Origin of the sequence: Plantibacter sp. 2H11-2 (assembly GCF_050031945.1) — a bacterium.
Lineage (GTDB): Bacteria > Actinomycetota > Actinomycetes > Actinomycetales > Microbacteriaceae > Plantibacter > Plantibacter auratus.
Map to the genome: position 1 here is coordinate 190,963 of NZ_JBNBBL010000006.1, position 19,690 is coordinate 210,652.

The 19,690-nt window shown below is 69.9% G+C and carries 18 protein-coding genes and 1 pseudogene; 14 read left to right on the forward strand and 5 right to left on the reverse strand.

Annotated elements, in window-relative coordinates:
- Positions 1-127: 127 nt before the first annotated feature.
- Positions 128-559 (forward strand): pyrimidine dimer DNA glycosylase/endonuclease V, encoded by a 432-nt coding sequence (locus ACQG07_RS13540; protein WP_079707123.1) that lies wholly within the window; start codon positions 128-130, stop codon positions 557-559.
- 84 nt (positions 560-643) lie between these two features.
- Entirely contained in the window at positions 644-925 is a 282-nt protein-coding gene (locus tag ACQG07_RS13545) for a YdeI/OmpD-associated family protein (RefSeq protein WP_079707121.1), read from the forward strand.
- Between the two features lie 37 nt (positions 926-962).
- Here the strand turns inward: ACQG07_RS13545 and ACQG07_RS13550 are convergent, their stop codons facing one another.
- Positions 963-1,607: a hypothetical protein gene (locus ACQG07_RS13550; protein ID WP_274500885.1), complete on the reverse strand. Its 645-nt coding sequence runs from the start codon at positions 1,605-1,607 to the stop codon at positions 963-965.
- A gap of 168 nt (positions 1,608-1,775) precedes the next feature.
- Between ACQG07_RS13550 and ACQG07_RS13555 the strand changes: the two genes are divergently transcribed.
- Positions 1,776-2,816 carry an LLM class flavin-dependent oxidoreductase gene (locus ACQG07_RS13555; protein ID WP_064294475.1) on the forward strand — a complete coding sequence of 347 codons (1,041 nt, stop codon included), beginning with the start codon at positions 1,776-1,778 and terminating at the stop codon, positions 2,814-2,816.
- A gap of 33 nt (positions 2,817-2,849) precedes the next feature.
- Here the strand turns inward: ACQG07_RS13555 and ACQG07_RS13560 are convergent, their stop codons facing one another.
- Both ACQG07_RS13560 and ACQG07_RS13565 read right to left on the reverse strand, forming a co-directional pair.
- Positions 2,850-3,122, reverse strand: a complete 273-nt coding sequence (locus ACQG07_RS13560) for a protealysin inhibitor emfourin (protein WP_064294474.1) — start codon at positions 3,120-3,122, stop codon at positions 2,850-2,852.
- Positions 3,123-3,163: 41 nt separating this feature from the next.
- Complete coding sequence (locus tag ACQG07_RS13565) at positions 3,164-4,273, reverse strand: M4 family metallopeptidase (RefSeq protein ID WP_426738529.1); 1,110 nt, start codon at positions 4,271-4,273, stop codon at positions 3,164-3,166.
- A gap of 151 nt (positions 4,274-4,424) precedes the next feature.
- On the opposite strand from ACQG07_RS13565, the gene ACQG07_RS13570 reads away from it, so the two are divergent.
- From ACQG07_RS13570 to ACQG07_RS13590, 5 genes are all read left to right on the forward strand, one after another.
- Entirely contained in the window at positions 4,425-5,588 is a 1,164-nt protein-coding gene (locus ACQG07_RS13570; RefSeq protein ID WP_426738530.1) for an LLM class flavin-dependent oxidoreductase, read from the forward strand.
- Complete coding sequence (locus ACQG07_RS13575) at positions 5,585-6,214, forward strand: FMN reductase (protein ID WP_274500890.1); 630 nt, start codon at positions 5,585-5,587, stop codon at positions 6,212-6,214. The genes ACQG07_RS13570 and ACQG07_RS13575 overlap by 4 nt, the downstream gene beginning before the upstream one ends.
- Before the next feature lie 148 nt (positions 6,215-6,362).
- Positions 6,363-7,151 carry a hypothetical protein gene (locus ACQG07_RS13580; protein ID WP_426738531.1) on the forward strand — a complete coding sequence of 263 codons (789 nt, stop codon included), beginning with the start codon at positions 6,363-6,365 and terminating at the stop codon, positions 7,149-7,151.
- A gap of 102 nt (positions 7,152-7,253) precedes the next feature.
- On the forward strand, positions 7,254-7,523 hold the full coding sequence (rpsO, locus tag ACQG07_RS13585) for a 30S ribosomal protein S15 (protein ID WP_056012204.1): 270 nt from the start codon (positions 7,254-7,256) through the stop codon (positions 7,521-7,523).
- Between the two features lie 248 nt (positions 7,524-7,771).
- Positions 7,772-9,259, forward strand: a complete 1,488-nt coding sequence (locus ACQG07_RS13590) for an amino acid permease (RefSeq protein ID WP_071262327.1) — start codon at positions 7,772-7,774, stop codon at positions 9,257-9,259.
- Positions 9,260-9,403: 144 nt separating this feature from the next.
- On the opposite strand, the pseudogene ACQG07_RS13595 reads toward ACQG07_RS13590, so the two are convergent.
- Positions 9,404-9,889, reverse strand: a pseudogene (locus tag ACQG07_RS13595) (DedA family protein); the annotation flags it as partial.
- Between the two features lie 117 nt (positions 9,890-10,006).
- On the opposite strand from ACQG07_RS13595, the gene ACQG07_RS13600 reads away from it, so the two are divergent.
- Positions 10,007-10,927 carry an NADP-dependent oxidoreductase gene (locus ACQG07_RS13600; protein WP_426738532.1) on the forward strand — a complete coding sequence of 307 codons (921 nt, stop codon included), beginning with the start codon at positions 10,007-10,009 and terminating at the stop codon, positions 10,925-10,927.
- Here the strand turns inward: ACQG07_RS13600 and ACQG07_RS13605 are convergent.
- Positions 10,917-12,029, reverse strand: coding sequence for an acyltransferase family protein (locus tag ACQG07_RS13605; RefSeq protein ID WP_426738533.1), 1,113 nt, complete (start codon positions 12,027-12,029; stop codon positions 10,917-10,919). The genes ACQG07_RS13600 and ACQG07_RS13605 overlap by 11 nt on opposite strands.
- Before the next feature lie 117 nt (positions 12,030-12,146).
- On the opposite strand from ACQG07_RS13605, the gene ACQG07_RS13610 reads away from it, so the two are divergent.
- The 5 genes from ACQG07_RS13610 (at position 12,147) to ACQG07_RS13630 (ending at position 19,609) form a co-directional block, all read left to right on the forward strand.
- On the forward strand, positions 12,147-13,229 hold the full coding sequence (locus ACQG07_RS13610; protein ID WP_426738534.1) for an FUSC family protein: 1,083 nt from the start codon (positions 12,147-12,149) through the stop codon (positions 13,227-13,229).
- A 301-nt stretch (positions 13,230-13,530) separates the two neighbouring features.
- The gene (locus ACQG07_RS13615) at positions 13,531-15,822 is read left to right on the forward strand and encodes a polyribonucleotide nucleotidyltransferase (protein ID WP_079707114.1); all 2,292 of its coding nucleotides are present in this window, start codon (positions 13,531-13,533) and stop codon (positions 15,820-15,822) included.
- 255 nt (positions 15,823-16,077) lie between these two features.
- Complete coding sequence (gene pdhA / locus ACQG07_RS13620) at positions 16,078-17,226, forward strand: pyruvate dehydrogenase (acetyl-transferring) E1 component subunit alpha (RefSeq protein ID WP_274500895.1); 1,149 nt, start codon at positions 16,078-16,080, stop codon at positions 17,224-17,226.
- Complete coding sequence (locus tag ACQG07_RS13625; protein ID WP_192006578.1) at positions 17,223-18,269, forward strand: alpha-ketoacid dehydrogenase subunit beta; 1,047 nt, start codon at positions 17,223-17,225, stop codon at positions 18,267-18,269. Before pdhA ends, ACQG07_RS13625 begins: the two co-directional genes overlap by 4 nt.
- Complete coding sequence (locus tag ACQG07_RS13630; RefSeq protein ID WP_274500897.1) at positions 18,266-19,609, forward strand: dihydrolipoamide acetyltransferase family protein; 1,344 nt, start codon at positions 18,266-18,268, stop codon at positions 19,607-19,609. The genes ACQG07_RS13625 and ACQG07_RS13630 overlap by 4 nt, the downstream gene beginning before the upstream one ends.
- The last annotated feature ends 81 nt before the right edge of the window (positions 19,610-19,690 follow it).

A 19,690-nucleotide genomic window follows, 5' to 3' on the forward strand; every position in this document is an offset into this window, starting at 1 on the left:
GCATCGGGTGACGGGATGGAGCGCGCTCAGACATGCACCTCAGCCTACGCGCGTCGCGGCAGGGTGCCGCGGCGAGGGCAGGGGCTGCCCGGAGTCGGTTGTCAGCGCCCTCGGGCAGGATGGAGACATGCGTCTCTGGTCGATCCATCCCCGGTACTTCGACGCCCAGGCGCTGACATCGTCCTGGCGTGAAGGGCTGATCGCCCAGCGGGTCCTGCAGGAGCCCGGATCGAGCCTCCGTGCACACCCGCAGCTCCAGCGCTTCCTCGAGGCCGACGAACCGTTGGAGGCGATCGCGGCCTACCTCAACGGTGTCGCCGACGAGGCGCAGGAGCGCGACATCGTCTTCGACCGTGCGCGTGTCGTCGCCTCCGGCGTCCTCCCGGAACCCCTCGTCGTGACCGACGGCCAGCTCGACTACGAATGGGGCAACCTGCGGCGACACCTGCTCGGACGCAGCCCGGACGTCGCGTCCCGATGGGCGAAGGTCTGGCGACCGCAGCCGCACCCGGTGTTCGTCGTCGTCGGTGGTGGCGTCGCCTCATGGGAACTCGCCTGAGGTCCTGACGGCCCGAGGACCCTGCCGAGGTCGGTCAGGACCGAGCTGCTCGACGGCTGCCGTCCGACCCACTACCGTTGCCGCATGGGCAGACACGCTGATGTGGGAGCCGCGCCGCTCTCGGCGACCGGCACGGTGGTGCGGCTGCGGCCGGACCTCGAGGAGGCGATCGACGACGCCGGTCGATTGTCGTTCTTCCGCGGCCTGCCGAACAGTGCACAGCGGGAACTCGCGATGTGGGTGGAGCGGTCCGACGACGCGCACCGGGATGCACGGATCGAAGCGGTCATCGAGTTGCTCGCCCAGCGGGCCGTGGAACTCCGGACGGCCGCTCCTGCGCGTACCGCGGGTGGTCAGCGGCGCTGACGGACACGCGTCAGCGCTCCAAGGGTGCCGGTAGGGCTCAGAACCCGAAGTCGCCGCCGCCACCGAAGTCGCCGCCGCCACCGACGTCGCCGAATCCACCGTCACCCCAGCCACCGCCGTCGGCGGAGGTGTCGGCTGCGGAGGCGTCTGTCGCCGCGCCGTCTCCCGCCCCGGCCTCGGCACCGCTCTGATCGGCGCCACCGGCGTCGGCTGCGGGATCGGTCCCGACGGTGTCCGGGATGAACGCCTGCGCGATGGCCGAACCGACCACGACACCGGCGATGGTGCCGAGCATGGAGCTGGCGAGCATGCCGCCGAAGCCCATCCCGCCGCCCTGCGGACCGAGGTTGCGCTCGAGGGTCCCGGGCTGCCGCACCTCGGCCCGGGTGGCCGAACGCGCGAGGGCCTTGGGGGAGTCGTCTGCCGGTGCCTCACCGGTCGGGGCGTCCTCCGACAACTGTCGGTACAAGATGCCCCGCTGCTCGGGGGTGAGCTTCGTGAAGGCCTCTTCGTGGACCTGTTCGATGGTCTCCGGCGGCGCGGTCCGCAGGAGGTAGCGGTAGCGTTCGACGGCGATCTCGTCCTCCGTCCGCGCGCGGGCCGGAGCCGGGTTCCCGCCGGCCGTCGCCTGGACAGGTCCATCGGACTCGGGGCGTCCGAGCAGTCGATCGAGGAATCCCATGCTGTGCTCCTTCACGGTCGCGGGCGTCCAGCGTACGCGTCAGGTGTGGCATCTGGCTTGGATCGCCCTGGGAATCCACTGCGGTCGCCGAGGCGGAATATGTCAGGCCGTCCGAACGCTGCACCCTGATGCGTCTGTCGCCGTTCGGCAGCGCGACGAAAGGTGACCATGCGACTCTCGATACTGGATCTCATCCCCGTCCGCACCGACCAGGACACCGCGGCTGCCCTCGCAGCGACGATCGCCCTGGCGAAGCGCGCCGACGAGCTGGGGTACCACCGGTATTGGGTGGCCGAGCACCACAACATGCCGTCCGTCGCATCGACGAACCCCGCGGTCGTCATCGGCATCCTGGCCGCCGCCACGCAGCGGATCCGGGTCGGCTCCGGCGGCGTGATGCTCCCGAACCACGCGCCGCTCGTCGTCGCCGAGCAGTTCGCGCTCCTCGAAGCCTCCGCGCCCGGTCGCATCGATCTCGGCCTCGGCCGGGCACCGGGCAGCGACCCCGTCATCTCCGCCGTGCTCCGCCAGTCCGGCAACACGAGCGACGTCGACCGGTTCCCGAACAACGTGCAGGACATCGTCGCCCTCCTCGGCGTCGACGGTGCGAGCGTGCGGATGACCTCCGGCGAGGAGTACGCCCTGCGGGGAACGCCGAAGGCCGGCAGTGTGCCGGACGTGTGGTTGCTCGGTTCGAGCGACTACTCGGCGGCGCTCGCCGCAGCACTCGGACTGCCCTACGTCTTCGCGCATCACTTCTCCGGCCAGGGGACGGCTCGGGCCCTCGAGCTCTACCGGTCGAGTTTCCAGCCGTCCGCACATCTCGACGCGCCTCGCACCTTCCTGACCGCGAACGCCGTGGTCGCCGACACGGCCGCCGAGGCGGAGGCGTTGGCGCTCCCCAACCTGCAGCAGATGGCGAGACTGCGTTCCGGCAAGCCGCTCGGACCCATCGCGACCGTCGAAGAGGCCGCCGCGACCGAGCAGAGCGATCTCGAGCTCGGTTTCGTCGAGCAGATGCGCGCTGCCTGGATCATCGGCGACGCCGACCAGGCTGCGGCGGAGCTGCAGGGTCTCGCCGACCGCTTCGGTGTCGACGAGGTCATGGTGTCGCCCGTCGGGTCGGCACGGGAGGGCACACCGTCGAACTCGGCGCCCGCACGTGAGCGGACGATCGAACTGCTGGCGGAGCGCTTCCCGCAGCACTGACGCCGTCGGCGTCACGAGACTGGCGAGGAATCGTCAGTCGCGTGGCGGCTGGACGGCGCGCACCCGTTCGACGAGTTCCTGCCAGGGACCGGTGAGCTGCTGCTCGCCGAGGGTGGCCTCCTTGGGTGCGCATCTGATGCGGTAGACGTACCGATCCGGGACCGGTGGTCCTTGTGGGGTGTCGTCCCACGGGAGGCGGTCGAGCAGGACGATCCACCGGTCGACGTCGGGCTGCTCGTCGACGACGACCTCCCAGCGTCGGGTGAGACCGGCTACACCGCCGCTCCTCGTCACCGTGACCTTCATGCCGCGATGCTACTCCGCGAGCCCGGGCGCTGCCACGACGCTCAGGCGGACGGCTCGATACCGACGAGCGCCCACGCCTGCCCGACCGCGGTGTGCTCCTCTGAGTCCACACCGAACCTGGCGGCGGCGGCAGCGATCGTCGCCGCGGCGAAGGTCGCGAAGTCGGCGCGCTCCGACAGGCCACCGACGAGGGTGTCGTACCAGATGAGCCCCGCACGCTCCCAGGCGTTGCCGCCGAGGGCGACGGCGAGCGTCGCGAACGCCCGGTTGGGGATGCCGGAGTTGAGGTGGACGCCTCCGTTGTCGTCGGTCGTCTCGATGTAGTCGTCGAAGTGCGCCGGCTGCGGGTCCTTGCCGAGGACGTCGTCGTGGTAGGCCGTGCCCGGGGCGAGCATGGAACGCAGTGCGTTGCCCTCGACCTCGTCCGTGAAGAGCCCTTCGCCGATGAGCCAGGACGCCGATGCCGCGTCCTCGCCGCGCGCGTGCTGTTCGACGAGGGCGCCGAAGACGTCGGACACGTGTTCGTTGAGCGCTCCGGGCTGCCCCTCGTAGACGAGGTTCGCCGTGTACTGCGTCACGCCGTGGGCCAGCTCGTGGCCGATGACGCTCAAGGAGCTCGTGAAGCTGCGGAAGACCTCGCCGTCGCCGTCGCCGAAGACCATCTGCTCGCCGTTCCAGAACGCGTTGTCGTAGTCGTCGCCGTAGTGCACCGTGGCGAGCAAGGGCAGCCCGCGGCCGTCGATGGAGTCGCGTGCGAACGCCTCGGCGAAGAGGGCGTGGGTGTCTCCGAGGCCGTCGTAGGCGGCGGAGACCGCGGCGTCGGTGGTGGCTGGCTCACCCTCCGAGCGGACGAGCGTGCCCGGGAGGGTCTCGGTCCGCCGGGCGTCGTGGATGCTGCGCTGCGGGGCGCTGACCGGACGCTTGCCAGCCGTCGCGCTGCGCACAGGGCCGGTGGCCCGCTCCGAGCCGGGTTCGGGGAAGCGGTATGGTCGCGTGGCGAGCAACGAGTACCGCGCGGCACTGGCGGCACGCGCCAGCTGCGGAGCGTCGAGTTCGGCGATGCGCTCGAGCAACCAGGGTGGGACGATGCCGCACACGTGCCGCGGGGCCGGTGTCGGCATGCTGGACGAAGGGTTCGGTGAGCCGTTCATGCGGTGATCCTGCCATAGCCCGCCGACACGGCGTACGGCTCGCGCGGCGCGCTGTGGACAGGATGCCGAACGGGCCGGGAATAGCGCGGGTGTGAACGCCGTTGTCCTGGATATCCATGCAAACGCATGAAAGAACGAGTGGGAGCGCATGATGCAATTCGGAATCTTCACGGTGGGGGATGTCACCACCGACCCGACCACCGGGATCACGCCCACCGAGCACGAGCGCATCGAGGCGATGGTCGCGATCGCTGTGAAGGCTGAGGAGGTCGGTCTCGACGTCTTCGCGACCGGCGAGCACCACAACCCGCCCTTCGTCCCGTCGAGTCCCACGACCATGCTCGGCTACATCGCGGCGAAGACCACGGACCTCATCCTCTCGACGAGCACGACGCTCATCACCACGAACGATCCGGTGAAGATCGCCGAGGACTACGCCATGCTGCAGCACCTGGCCGGCGGCCGGGTCGACCTCATCATGGGCCGCGGCAACACGGGGCCCGTCTACCCCTGGTTCGGCAAGGACATCCGTGAGGGCATCAACCTCGCGATCGAGAACTACGCGTTGCTCCACCGCCTCTGGCGAGAGGACTACGTCGACTGGCAGGGCCAGTTCCGCACTCCGCTGCAGGGCTTCCAGTCCACGCCGCGACCGCTCGACGGTGTGCCGCCCTTCGTGTGGCACGGCTCCATCCGGAGCCCCGAGATCGCCGAGCAGGCGGCCTACTACGGCGACGGCTTCTTCGCGAACAACATCTTCTGGCCGAAGGAGCACTACATGCGCCTCATCCAGCTGTACCGTCAGCGGTTCGAGCACTACGGGCACGGTACGGCAGCGCAGGCGATCGTCGGACTCGGCGGTCAGGCGTTCATGGCGAAGAACTCGCAGGACGCCGTCGCCCAGTTCCGGCCGTACTTCGACAACGCCCCGGTGTACGGTCACGGGCCGACGCTCGAGGACTTCACCGAGCAGACGCCGCTCACCGTCGGCAGCCCGCAGCAGGTCATCGACCGGTACGCCGGGATGCGCGAGACCTTCGGCGACTACCAGCGTCAGCTGTTCCTCATGGACCACGCCGGGCTCCCGCTCGCGACGGTGCTCGACCAGCTCGAGATCCTCGGCGGCGAGGTCGTGCCGGTGCTGCGCAAGGAGTTCGCGAAGGACCGTCCGGCCGACGTGCCGGAGGCGCCGACGCACGCGTCGATGGTCGCGGCCGCTGAGGCGGAACTCGCTTCGCGCTCCGGTGCGGTCGAGACGACCCGGGTCGCGTCCGGTTCGGCGTTCAGCGCGGCGGCGGTCGGGGCGACCCGATGACCGCGAAGCGCACGCTCGCCGTCGTGTCCGCCGGCCTCAGTCAACCGTCGTCCACACGCCTCCTCGCCGACCGCCTCCGCGACGCCACTGTGGCACGCCTCGAGCAGGACGGGTACGAGGTCGAGACGACGTCGATCGAGTTGCGCGACCTCGCGCAGGACATCACGAACAACCTGCTGACCGGGTTCCCCAGTCCACGGTTGTCCGAGGCGATCGAAGCCATGACCGCCGCCGACGGCGTGATCGCGGTGACGCCGATCTTCTCCTCCAGCTACTCCGGCTTGTTCAAGTCGTTCTTCGACGTGGTGGAGCCGACCGCCTTGACCGGGGTGCCCGTCGTCCTCGGTGCGACGGGTGGGTCGGCCAGGCATTCGCTCGCCCTCGAATACGCCGTGCGTCCCTTGTTCGCCTATCTGCGGGCGGTGACCGTGCCGACCGCCGTGTTCGCGGCCTCCGAGGACTGGGGGTCGGGCGACGCGCAGGTCGGCGCCCTGCCGGCGCGGATCGACCGCGCGGCCGGCGAGTTGAGCGCACTCGTGGCGGCCTCGGACCGTTCCGGGCGCCTGGACGACCCGTTCGCGCTCGATCGCCCGTTCTCCGAGCTGCTCGGCGGTCTCGGGGCCTGATCGGACGACTCCGTCCGATCGCCCCGATGCGGGCGGGGATCGGCGGGTGCGGTCCCGGCCTCCGTCGTTCCCAGGCTCGGCGCCCCGGTCTTTGGGATACTGGTGGCGTGCGTCGCCGTCCGGCGTCGCCGGAGGGAGTGGTGGCCAGGTGATCCCCGGAGCGCGTCGACTCGGTTCGCTGCTGCAGCGTGCCGCTCGTACCGCGGCGCTCGCCGTGGTGGCGGTGTCGATCGGCGCCGGATCCGTCGTCCTGCCGCTCGCCGCATCCGCTCCCGCGTCGGCCGCCGGCACCGGCACGATCGAGAGCCCGACCGACGGCGACACCGTCTACCGCGTCGACTACACCCTGGACGGCGAGCAGGTCAGCGGATTCGACGTCACCGGCACCGCCGACCCGGGTGCCGACGTCGTGCTGTCCTACTGGCGCTCGATCGACCTCTACGACTCGGCGAAGGCCTGCTTCAGCAGCTCCACGGCCGATGATGCGTCGTGCGACCTGCAGTCCACCGGCGGGACGGGGGCGACCGAGTTCCGCTTCGACGGGCAGCCGATCGAGATCGGGAGCGACGGCGGATGGTCCACCAGGATCAACATGACCCAGTGGCTTCGCGGAGCGGACGCGGGGGAGTACGACATCACCCTCGCCCTCGTGTCGACGAACGCCGACGGCGGGGCCACGCTCGGCGACCCGGTCCGGCTCGTCTACGACTCCACGACGACCGCCGAGGCGGCGGAGGCGGCCGCTGAACCCGCGCCGAACGCCGGTGCCGGACCGCCGCTCTGGGTCTGGCTGCTCCTCGCCTTCCTGATCCTGGACCTCATCGCGCTCGCCCTCATCCTCGTGCTGCGTCGCCGACGCCGGGTCGCAGCCAGCGAAGCGGAGGAACGGGCCAACACGAAGCGACGCTCGACGCACCGCGAACCTCCCACGCTCTGAACCTGCTAGAATCACAAGGTTGCCGTCGAACGGCCGCGGATCAAGAGAGCCCACGCATCAGGCGACGGGCACCGCGCAACGAACAGAGAGGGGATCACCACTATGGCGCTTGAAGGAGACCGTAAGAAGGCGATCATCGAAGAGTACGCAACCCACCCAGGTGACACCGGATCCCCCGAGGTCCAGGTGGCGGTCATGACCCGCCGCATCAAGGACCTCACCGAGCACCTCAAGGAGCACAAGCACGACCACCACTCGCGTCGTGGCCTGCTGCTCCTGGTCGGACAGCGTCGCCGCCTCCTCGGCTACCTCCAGGCCGTCGACATCGAGCGCTACCGCTCGCTGATCGAGCGCCTCGGACTCCGCCGCTAGGCAGCACTCTGAACCCTCCGCCAGCTCACGCGACCCACGGTCCCTGAGCCTGTCGAAGGGCGCTGACACCGCGAGCTTCTTCGTGACGGGCCGTCATCCTCCGGGATGGCGGCCCGTCCGTGTTCGATCAGGAACGCTGCAGCCGGAGAACATCCCGCCTGCGACTCGACCTCAGCCTGCTCATCTGGCAAGGTCGAGAGTCGGCTTCGAGCGAGGCCACGAGGTACCGCACCACGGCAAGGAGCACCATGAGCATCTGGCGGACGAAGAGCATCGAGGACTCCCTCGCGGATTCCAGCGTCGAAGGGCGCAGTCTGAAGCGCACCCTCGGCACCTGGGACCTCATGATCATGGGTGTCGCGGTGGCGGTCGGCGCCGGCATCTTCTCCGTGGGCGCCAAGGCCGCGGGCAACTACGCGGGCCCGTCCGTGTCGCTCGCGTTCATCCTCGCGGCCGTCACCTGTGCCCTCGCCATCATGTGCTACGCGGAGTTCGCCTCCACGGTGCCCGTCGCCGGCTCCGCCTACACCTTCACCTACGCCACCCTCGGTGAGCTCCTCGCGTGGATCATCGGATGGGACCTCATCCTGGAGATGCTCACGGCGGCCGCCGTCATCGCCAAGTACTGGGGCATCTACCTCAGCAACGTCTTCCTGCTCTGGGGCTGGGACGTGCCGAGCGAGCTCGACGTCTTCGGGCTCAAGGTCAGCTGGGGCGCGTTCGTCATCGTCGCGATCTTCACCACCCTGCTCGTCCTCGGGACGAAGCTGTCCTCGCGTGTCGCGAGCGTCTTCACGATCATCAAGGTCGCGATCGTCATCTTCGTGATCGTCGTCGGCGCCTTCTTCGTCAAGGCCGCGAACTACACGCCGTTCATCCCCGACGAGGTCCCGACGAAGGGCGGGGCGTCCGACGCCTGGTCGCAGTCGCTGTTCTCCTTCATGACGGGGGCAGCGCCCGCGCAGTACGGCGTCTTCGGTCTGCTCGCCGGTGCCTCACTCGTCTTCTTCGCATTCATCGGGTTCGACGTCGTCGCCACGAGCGCGGAAGAGGTCAAGAACCCGCAGCGCAACCTGCCGCGCGGCATCTTCGGTGGCCTCGCCATCGTGACCGTCCTCTACGTCGGCGTGAGTCTCGTCCTCACCGGCATGGTGCCGTACACGACGCTCGCCGAGGCTGAGGACCCCTCACTCGCGACGGCGTTCATCGCGGTGGGCGCGGACTGGGCGGCGCAGGTGATCTCGATCGGCATCCTCGCCGGCCTGACGACCGTCATCATGGTGCTCCTGCTCGGCCTCGCCCGCGTGGTCTTCGCCATGAGCCGCGACGGCCTGCTTCCGCGCTCGCTCAGCGTCACCTCCGAGAAGCGCAAGACACCCGTGCGGGTGCAGCTCATCGTCGGCGCGCTCGTCGCGCTGATCGCCGGCCTGACCGACGTGGGCATCCTCGAAGAGATGATCAACATCGGGACGCTCTCCGCGTTCGTGCTCGTCAGCATCGCGGTGATCGTGCTGCGGAAGAAGTACCCGAAGCTGCCACGCGCGTTCCGCGTCCCGTGGTCGCCGTTCCTCCCGATCCTCTCAGCGGTGCTCTGCGTCTGGCTCATGCTCAACCTGACGACGCTCACCTGGGTGCGGTTCCTCGTCTGGCTGGCGCTCGGCTTCATCATCTACTTCGCCTACAGCCGCCGGCACTCCATCGTCGGCAAGAAGGCGCGGGGCGAGCTCGTCGAGTGACGCCAGTGTCCGTCGCCGTCGTGCGGCCAAGGCTGCGCTGATGCGGTCGACGGTCACGCCCAGGCCGACGGCGACGACGATCGAGACGGCGGTCGCGAGTACCGGCTGATCCGGGAGGAACCGGCCGACGACGGCTCCGACGCCCACGTTCCACAGTGCCCAGGCGAGCCCTGCGAGGACGGTGATCGGAAGATACCGACGGGGGCGGAGCCCACTCGCCCCTGCGACGAGGTTGACCGCGATGCGCGCGAACGGGATGTAGCGCGCGGTGAGGATGGCTGCAGCGGCGCGGCGCTCGAGCGCGACGCCCGCACGTCCGATCGCGCCCGCGACCCGCGGGCGCCGCATCCAGGCGAACCGTGTGGTCCCGATCCGTCGTCCGAGGAGGTAGCAGGACACGTCGCCGGTCACGGCGCCCGCCCAGGCCACGCCGATGAGGAGGGCGAGGTCCGGCGAGCCGCTCGACGCCGAGATCGCTCCGAGCGCCGTCACCGCGGTCTCGCTCGGCAGGACGACCAGGAAGGCGTCGGCGACCGTCAGCAGGTACAGCGCCGGGAACACCCAGCCCGACGCGGCGATCTCGAGCAACCACGCCGTGATCGCCGTCTGCAGCTCATCGACCCATGCCATGCCCGTGATTCTCGCTCGGCCGGGTGAACGGCGCGTGACGTCCCCTGCGGCCAGGGTGGTCCTCGCCCGGGAAGCGTGTGAGCATGGAGGTCGGCGGAAGCCGGCGGAGGAGGCATCATGGCGAGGTTCGTGCGGTTCGACCGGTTCGGTGGTCCCGAGGTGTTCCACCTCGTCGAGGGCGACATCCCGGTGCCCGGCCACGACGAGGTCCGAGTCCGTGTCCTCGTCGCAGGGCTCAACCCCGTCGACCACAAGCTCGCGGCATCACCCGAAGCGCTCGCCTCCTTCGGACGGGACGTCCCGAGCGGGAACGGCAACGACTTCGCCGGGGTGGTGGACGGCGTGGGGAGCGGTGTCCAGGGATTCGCGACGGGCGACCACGTGTACGGCGGACACCGGTTCCACGCGCAGGCGGACTTCCTCATCGCTCCGGCCGGCATCCTCCATCATGTGCCGGACGGGCTCACCATCGAGCAGGCCGGCGCCCTCGACATCGCGGGACGCGCGGCGATCGCGTCGGTCGCAGCCGTCGGCGTCCAGCAGCCGGACACGGTGCTCGTGAGTGCTGCGGCCGGCGGGGTCGGCGTGCTCGCGGCACAGCTCGCCAGGCGGACGGGCGCGGTCGTGCTCGGCACCGCCGGCGCCGCCAATCAGGAGTTCCTCCGCGGTCTCGGCATCATCCCCGTCCAGTATGGCGACGGGCTGCGCGAGCGTGTCCTCGAGGTGGCCCCTGGCGGGATCACCGCCGTCATCGACACCCACGGCCGGCCGACCCTCGAGCTGGCGCGCGACCTCGGCGTCGCGCCGGAGCGGGTCAACACGATCGCGGACCGACCGTTCGCCGCCGAGCACGGGTTCCGGGGCGTCGGCGGACAGGACGCGACGCTCGACGAGCTGGCCGCGCTCGGCGAGTCGATCGCGCGTGGTGAGATCGTCCTCCCCATCGACAGCGTGTGGCCCATCGAGCGGGTCGTCGACGCCTACCGTCACCTCATCGACGGTCACGTCCGTGGGAAGGTCGTCCTCGTCACCTCGTGATGTCGCGGCGCGACCCGGTCGGGTCGCTCCGCGGGGGCTCCGGGTCGAAGGCCCGCTTGCGGCTGAAGATGAACGCCGCCCGGGGTTCGATGAGTGGTCTCGTGATGCGCCGCACGGGTCCGCTGGAGAGCACGATGACGATCAGGACCGACAGCACCAGCAGGCCGACGAGCACGAGCTCCGGGTTGCCCGTGTCGGAGAGGACGCCCGACTCACGCAGGGGGTAGAGCACGAAGGAGTGCAGCAGGTAGACGTACATCGTCGACTGGCCATACCGGGTGATCCACGACTGGCCGCGGGGGACGAGCACGAAGAACGCCGCGGTGAGGACGACGGCCAGCAGGATCGCCGCGAGTCGCACCAGGCCGCCCGTCCCGTCCTCGTTGCCGAGCGCGGTGTACCCCCGGTCGTAGAAGAACCAGTAGCGCAGGTCGATGCGCCGCCACAGGTCGATCCCGACGACGAGGACGACCGCCCACACGATGAGGACGGCGGCGGCGGCGATGCGGATCCACCAGGCCCCCGTGCGGACGAGACGCCAGCGGTCCACGAGCCGCCACCGGTTGATCTGCCACCCGAGCACGAAGAACGGGAGGATCCCGAGTGCGCGCGAGAGCGAGAACGTGCTGTCGACGTTGTCGAGGTAGCCGACGCCGATCGAGATCACCACGCTCCAGAGCAGCGGCCAGCGCAGGAGCGCGAGATAGGGCAGGACGAGGCGGAAGATGCCGAGCGCGAGGAGGAACCAGAGGGTCCACGACGGTTGGGTCGGGTTGAACGCGCGCTTGCCCTCGACGAGGAACTGCACGAGGGACCAGATCCCCTCCATGATCAGGTAGGGCAGGAGGATGTCCGTGATCACCCGACGCATCTGTCGTCGTCCGGGAGGGGCCGACTTCGAGAAGTACCCGCTGATGATCGCGAACGCCGGCATGTGGAAGGCGTAGAGGAACAGGTACACGACGAGCGCGGGGTCGGACTCGGAGGTCAGGCGCTGGATCGCATGGCCCATGACCACGAGCGTGATGCACGCGAAACGGGCGTTGTCCCAGAACGGGACCCGCTGCTTCGGGCGAGCGGCTGCCGGCGCGGGATGCGTCAACGTCACCTCCTGGGGTTCGCACCAGCGTAGCCCGGGGCGGCCCGCGCGATGACGGGGCCCGGGCGCCGGGCTCAGGATGGCGTAGCGTTGGATGGTTGCACGAGAGCGGAGGACCGGATGGCTGAACGCGGTCTGAAGACCTCGCTGATCAGCTTCGCGCCGTCGCCCAAGCGCTGGCCGGCCGCCCTCACGGCTGCGATCGCGATGGCCGTGCCGGTCGCGGTCGCGACGTTCTTCGGACTCACGCCGCTCGGCCTGCTCACCGGCCTCGGGGCGTTCACCGCGCTCTACTGCGCGCCGCTCAGCCGCCGGGACCGTCTGCGGGTGCTGCCGCTCATCGGAGCAGGACTCGTCACGGCCGCGGCGCTGGGTGTCGCGATGTCGGGTTCTCGGCCGCTGACCGCGATCGGCCTCATCGTCGTCGGGTCGGTGGTGATCTGGCTGGTGCAGGGCATCGTCCTCGGCCCTCCGGGCGCGCTGTTCTTCATCCTCGTGTTCGGCATCGCCGGCCACCTGACCGCGCCCGTCCCGATCGGCGGCGCCGGGCTCGACGGCGGACTGGTCATCCTGCTCGTGGCGGCCGGTTCCGCCTTCGCCTCGCTGGTGGTCGTCGCGCCGTTGCTCGTGCCGGCGGTCCGCCGCGGCGCGGGGAAGCCGACGCCGATGCGGGTGCTGTTCCCCGAGTACCGGCTGAGCGCGACCGACCGCCGGATTGCGAAACGCCTCACGGTCGCGCTCGCGATCAGTGCGGTCCTCGGAGCGGTCCTCGGCCTCGGTCACGGGTACTGGATCGCCGGGTCCGCCGTCGCGATCCTCAGCGTCGGGCACTCGCGCACCCTGAGCGCGACACGCGGCGTGCACCGCGTGCTCGGGACGGTCGTCGGCGCCGGGATCTTCCTCGCCGTGGCCTCGCTCCAGCCGCACGGCTACACCCTCGCGCTCGTGCTGGCCGCCCTGCAGTTTACGATCGAGCTCGTCGTCATCCGGCACTACGCGTTGGCGCTCGTCTTCATCACGCCGCTCGTGCTCATCATCAGCACGTCCTCGTCGACGCAACCGGTGCTCGCGATCGTGGGGGAGCGCGTGCTCGACACCCTCCTCGGAGCGGCCGTCGCGATGGTCCTCCTGCTCGTGTCGTGGGGACGCGACCGCCGGCGCGCGGCGTCTCCCGACGCCCCTGGCACCCCGCCCATCACCTGAGGATCCGTGTCGTTCCGGGGATCGCCGAACCCCCCTCTGCTAGGCTGACCGACGGCGGACCGTGATGGTCCGCTCCGCGCACAGCCAGCCGACAGGAAGCTGGTCCTCGGTGGTGTATCCCTCGCGATCCGCGGGTGGTGTTCTACTGGTGGCCAGCCAAGTCCCGGAAGACCGGGCGGCTTGAGCAAGTACTGCGGCTGTGTTGCGCGCTGCATCATGCACGACCGCGCTCGACGGCGCGTCCATTCGGGACGCGCGGCCCGTCACTCGACGGGAGCGCACACGTACGAAGGAGAGACCTGTGGAAGGTCCAGAAATCAAGTTCGCCGAGGCCGTTCTCGACAACGGCAAGTTCGGCAAGCGCACGGTCCGGTTCGAAGCCGGCCGCCTCGCGCAGCAGGCACAGGGCGCGATCGCCGCGTACCTCGACGAGGAGACCATGCTCCTCTCGGCCACCTCGGCCGGAAAGCACCCCAAGGACAACTTCGACTTCTTCCCCCTCACGGTGGACGTCGAGGAGCGCTCCTACGCCGCCGGCAAGATCCCCGGTTCGTTCTTCCGTCGTGAGGGCCGCCCCTCGACCGAGGCGATCCTCGTCTGCCGCCTCATCGACCGGCCGCTGCGCCCGTCGTTCGTCACCGGCCTCCGCAACGAGGTCCAGATCGTCATCACCGTCCTCTCGATCGCTCCGGGTGAGTTCTACGACGCCCTCGCGATCAACGCGGCGTCGATGTCCACCCAGATCTCGGGTCTGCCGTTCTCCGGTCCGATCGGCGCCGTCCGTCTCGCGCTGATCCCCGGCCAGGCCGGCGAGGCCGACCAGTGGGTCGCCTTCCCGAAGGTCGACCAGCTCGAGGAGGCCGTCTTCGACATCATCGTCGCCGGTCGCATCGTGACCGACGCCAACGGCAACGAAGACGTCGCGATCATGATGGTCGAGGCGGAAGCCACCGAGAACAGCTGGAACCTCATCAAGGGCGGCGCCACGAAGCCCGACGAGGCGGTCGTGGCTGCCGGTCTCGAGGCCTCCAAGCCGTTCCTCAAGCAGCTCGTCAAGGCGCAGAGCGAACTCGCCGCTCAGGCGGCCAAGGAGATCGCGGCCTACCCCGTGTTCCTCCCGTACACGCAGGAGAGCTACGACGCCGTCGCCGGTCTCGCACACGACGAACTGGTGAACGTCTACCAGATCGCCGACAAGATCGAGCGCCAGAACGCCGACGACGCCCTCAAGGACCGCGTCAAGGCTGAGATCACCGAGCGCGTCGAGGCCGGTTCGCTCGACGCCGAAGTGCTCACCCAGTTCTCGGCGGCCTACAAGTCCGTCTCGAAGGTCGTCATGCGCGGTCGTGTCCTCCGCGAGGGCATCCGCATCGACGGCCGTGGCCTGACCGACATCCGTCCGCTCGACGCCGAGGTGCAGGTCATCCCGCGCGTCCACGGTTCCGCGATCTTCCAGCGCGGCGAGACCCAGATCCTGGGTGTCACCACGCTGAACATGCTCAAGATGGAGCAGCAGATCGACTCGCTGTCGCCCGTCACGAAGAAGCGCTACCTGCACCACTACAACTTCCCGCCCTACTCGACCGGTGAGACCGGCCGGGTCGGTTCGCCGAAGCGTCGCGAGATCGGGCACGGCTTCCTCGCCGAGCGCGCACTCGTGCCGGTGCTGCCGAGCCGCGAGGAGTTCCCCTACGCGATCCGTCAGGTCTCCGAGGCCCTCGGGTCCAACGGTTCGACCTCGATGGGTTCCGTCTGCGCCTCGACCCTGTCGCTGCTGAACGCCGGTGTGCCGCTCCGCGCACCCGTCGCCGGTATCGCCATGGGCCTCATCTCCGACGTCGTCGACGGCGAGACCCGCTACGCGGCGCTCACCGACATCCTCGGCGCCGAAGACGCCCTGGGCGACATGGACTTCAAGGTCGCCGGTACCTCCGAGTTCGTCACGGCCATCCAGCTCGACACGAAGCTCGACGGCATCCCGACCTCGGTCCTGACCGGTGCGCTCCAGCAGGCCAAGGACGCCCGCACGACGATCCTCTCCGTGCTGAACGCGGCGATCGACGCTCCTGACGAGATGGCGCCGACCGCACCTCGCGTCATCAGCGTCCAGATCCCCGTCGACAAGATCGGCGAGCTGATCGGCCCGAAGGGCAAGACGATCAACTCGATCCAGGACGAGACCGGCGCCGACATCTCCATCGAGGAGGACGGCACCGTCTACATCGGCGCCGTCGACGGTCCGTCGGCCGAGGCCGCTCGTGCCCAGGTCAACGCGATCGCGAACCCCACCAACCCGGAGGTCGGCGAGCAGTTCCTCGGAACCGTCGTCAAGATCGCCGCGTTCGGCGCGTTCGTCTCGCTGCTCCCGGGCAAGGACGGCCTGCTGCACATCTCCGAGGTCCGCAAGCTCGCCGGTGGCAAGCGTGTGGAGAACGTCGAAGACGTGCTCGGCGTCGGCCAGAAGATCCTCGTCGAGATCACGAAGATCGACGACCGCGGCAAGCTCTCGCTCGCTCCGGTCGTCGCCGATGAGGCCGACACGCACGGCAGCGACGCTGCCAGCGAGGGCCCTGAGGCCCCGGCCGAAGGCTAAATCTCGGTCGAACGGTCGTTTGCTCGGGAGGCGACTCCAGAGCAGGCCCCGGCCGAAGGCTAAGCCTCAAGCTGCACCCGAACGCCCGTCCCGCCTCTGCGGGGCGGGCGTTCGCCGTTGCGCGGAGTGTCGACGGTTGAGCGCCAGGGTGATCCGGCGTAGCCTCGGACCACCTCGCGATGACGCGAGGGCACGGCATCGCTCACGAGGCACCGCCGTGAGGTCACCGAACTCAAGGCGGCGTGCATCGTGTCGATGGAGACTCACACCCAATTCCCGCAGGATTCCGACGAGCGGGGCGGTGATGCACGCGAACCGGTCTCGGTCGACCACGGGTGCGTCCAGCTCCTCGATCCGGACGGCGTCCGTCAGGAGGACGCCCTCTACGACCTCTTCGTCGCCGACCTCGGTCACACCGAGCTGCTCGCGCTCTACGAGGACATGGTCGTCACGCGTCGCATCGACACGGAGGCGACGGCTCTGCAACGGCAGGGCGAGATCGGTCTGTGGCCACCGTCGCTCGGGCAGGAGGCCGCCCAGGTGGGGTCTGCGCGGGTCCTGCGGCGCGGGGACTTCGTCTTCACGAGCTACCGCGAACAGGCCGTCGCCTATTGCCGTGGCGTCGAACTCGACCAACTGATGGCGATGTGGCGGGGGACCGCGCTGTCGGGCTGGGACCCGTTCGCGGTCGGCATGGCGACGCCGGCGGTCATCATCGGTGCCCAGACGCTCCATGCGACGGGCTATGCGATGGGCTGTCAGCGCGACGGGTCCGACGCGGTGGCCGTGGCCTATTTCGGCGACGGGGCGACGAGTCAGGGCGACGTGAACGAGGCGCTGGTGCTGGCCGCGAGCTTCCAGGCACCCGTGGTCTTCTTCTGCCAGAACAACCAGTACGCGATCTCCGAGCCCGTCGGGCTGCAGGCCCAGCGCCCCATCGCGGACCGGGCACCGGGCTTCGGGGTGCCGAGCATGCGGGTCGACGGCAACGACGTGCTCGCCGTGACGGCGGCGATGCGGATCGCCGTCGACCGCGCACGTTCCGGTGGTGGGCCGACCTTCATCGAGGCCGTCACCTACCGCATGGGACCGCACACCACCTCGGACGATCCGACGCGGTACCGGGACGAGAGCGAGGTCGCGTCGTGGCGTGCAAAGGATCCGATCGCCCGTCTCGAGCGTCTGCTGGAGTCCGAGGGGGTCCTCGACGAGACGGCCCGAGCCCACGTCGCGTCTGTCGCCGACTCGGCTGCCGCCCGGGTCCGTGCGGGGTGCCTCGCCTTGCCCGCACCTGACCCGCTCTCGCTCTTCGACGAGGTCTACGCCACCGCCCACCCCGGGCTCGAACGGCAACGCGAGGAGTACCGCTCGTACCTCGCGATGTTCGACGGCGGTGCCAGATGACCGCGCTCACCCTCAGCAAGGCGATCAACACCGGACTGCACCACGCCCTCGCCGATGACGACCGGGTCCTGTTGCTCGGCGAGGACATCGGCAGGCTCGGTGGGGTGTTCCGGGTGACCGACGGCCTCCAGGCGGAGTTCGGCGCCGATCGCGTCGTCGACATGCCGCTGGCGGAGTCGGCGATCATCGGAGCGGCGATCGGTCTGGCGTTCCGAGGCTTCCGCCCGGTCTGCGAGATCCAGTTCGACGGGTTCATCTATCCGGGCTTCGACCAGATCGTCGCGCAGTTGGCGAAGCTGCACTACCGGACGAAGGGGGCCGTGCGGATGCCGGTCACCATCCGGGTGCCGTACGGCGGAGGCATCGGCGCCGTCGAGCACCATTCCGAGTCCCCCGAGGCGTACTTCGCGCACACGGCGGGACTGCGTGTGGTGACGTGCTCGGACCCCCAGGACGCGCACACCATGATCCGTCAGGCGATCGCGTGCGACGACCCGGTGCTGTTCTTCGAACCGAAGCGGCGGTACTGGACGAAGGGTGAGGTCCTCGACGACCTCCCCGCCGATCCGCTCGCGTTCACCCGTGCGCGGACCGTTCGCGCCGGCACGGACGCGACGTTGGTCGCCTACGGTCCGCTCGTCCAAACGGCGCTCGAGGCTGCGGAGGCTGCGGCCGACGAGGGTGTCGACCTGGAGGTGATCGACCTCCGATCCCTCGCCCCCTTGGACGTCGACGCGGTCGCCGCCTCGGTCGAGAAGACCGGGCGACTCGTCATCACGCACGAGGCGCAACGCTCCGGAGGGGTCGGAGCCGAGCTGGCGGCCTCGATCACCGAACGCTGCTTCGACCTCCTCGAAGAGGCCCCGGTGCGGGTGACGGGGTTCGACACCCCCTACCCCGCGTCGGCGCTCGAGGACCACTTCCTCCCGGACCTCGACCGGATCCTGGACGGGGTGGATCGCGCGCTGGGGCGTCGGTCCTCGGCCTCCGCTGTGGGCAGGGCCGATGCCCGGCCTGTGACCGGTGGGGAGGGACGGCGATGAAGCGGTTCTCCCTACCCGATCTCGGTGAAGGTCTGACCGAGAGCGAACTCGTGTCCTGGCGCGTCGCCGTCGGCGACCACGTCGAGCTCAACCAGGTGATCGCCGAGGTCGAGACCGCGAAGGCGCTCGTCGAACTGCCCGCGCCGACCGCCGGCGTGGTCACGAGGCTCCACGTCGAACCGGGGACGACGGTCCTCGTCGGCGAAGCGCTCGTCGACTTCGCGCCCGATGGTGAGACCGCTCCGCCCCCGTCGGTCCCCGAGGCCGACCGAGCGGAGGTCGACCGTCCGAGTGGGGCGGCGGACCGCGAGCCGGTCCTCGTCGGCTACGGCCCTCGCACGGCGAGCGGTGAACGGCCACGGCGTCGTGCCCGGTCCGCCGGCGATGACACACCTGCCCCGGCGCACACCGCCCCGGTGCCGGAGCGTTCCCGGCCCCGCGCGACACCGCCGGTCCGGCGACTCGCGCGCGATCTGGGCGTCGACCTCGGAACGCTCGTCGGCACCGGCGTCGGTGGTCGGATCGCGCGTGAGGAGGTCGAGCGCGCCGCGACCGGCCTGAGTGGGCAGCTGCCGGAGCGTGCTCGCGGAGCGGGAGCGGCACCTGCCGGGACCCCAGAGGCGCCGGCCACGGCGGCCGACGGGTCGGTGCGTCGGCCGATCACGGGGGTCAGGCGCCGGACCGCCGAGGCGATGGTGAGCAGCGCGTTCACGGCTCCCCACGTCACGGAGTTCCTGACGGTCGATGTGACGCCGACGATGTCGCTGCTGGACGCGCTCGCCCGCTCGCCTCGGACCGGGGACCACCGGGTCAACATCCTGACCGTCCTCGCCAAAGCGGTGTGCATCGCCGTCAGACGCACCCCTGCGGTCAACGCGAGTTGGGACGAGGGTGCCGGGGAGATCGTCGAGTACGGACACGTCGGACTCGGGATCGCGGCAGCGACGCCGCGGGGACTCCTCGTCCCGAACATCGCACGGGCCGAGGAGCTCAGCCTGTTCGAACTCGCGGACGCCGTGGCGGACCTCGTGCGCACGGCCCGCGAGGGACGCACCGCTCCGGCGGAACTGCGAGGGGGGACGATCACGATCTCCAACGTCGGCGTCTTCGGCGTCGATGCGGGGACGCCCATCCTGAACCCCGGTGAGGCGGCGATCATCGCGCTCGGTGCCGTCCGTCGCCAGCCGTGGGAGTTCGAGGGGCAGGTCGCGCTGCGACACGTCGTGACGCTGTCGCTGTCGTTCGACCATCGGCTCATCGACGGAGCGCAGGGGTCCCGTTTCCTCGTCGACCTCGGGACGATGCTCTCCGATCCGGCGATGGTCCTGACGATGGTGTGATCGTCGAGTCCAGGCCCTCGCGCTCGCCGGCCCCGGCGGCCGTTCGGGCCTGGACGCGACGGCCGCGACGTGGCATCGTGC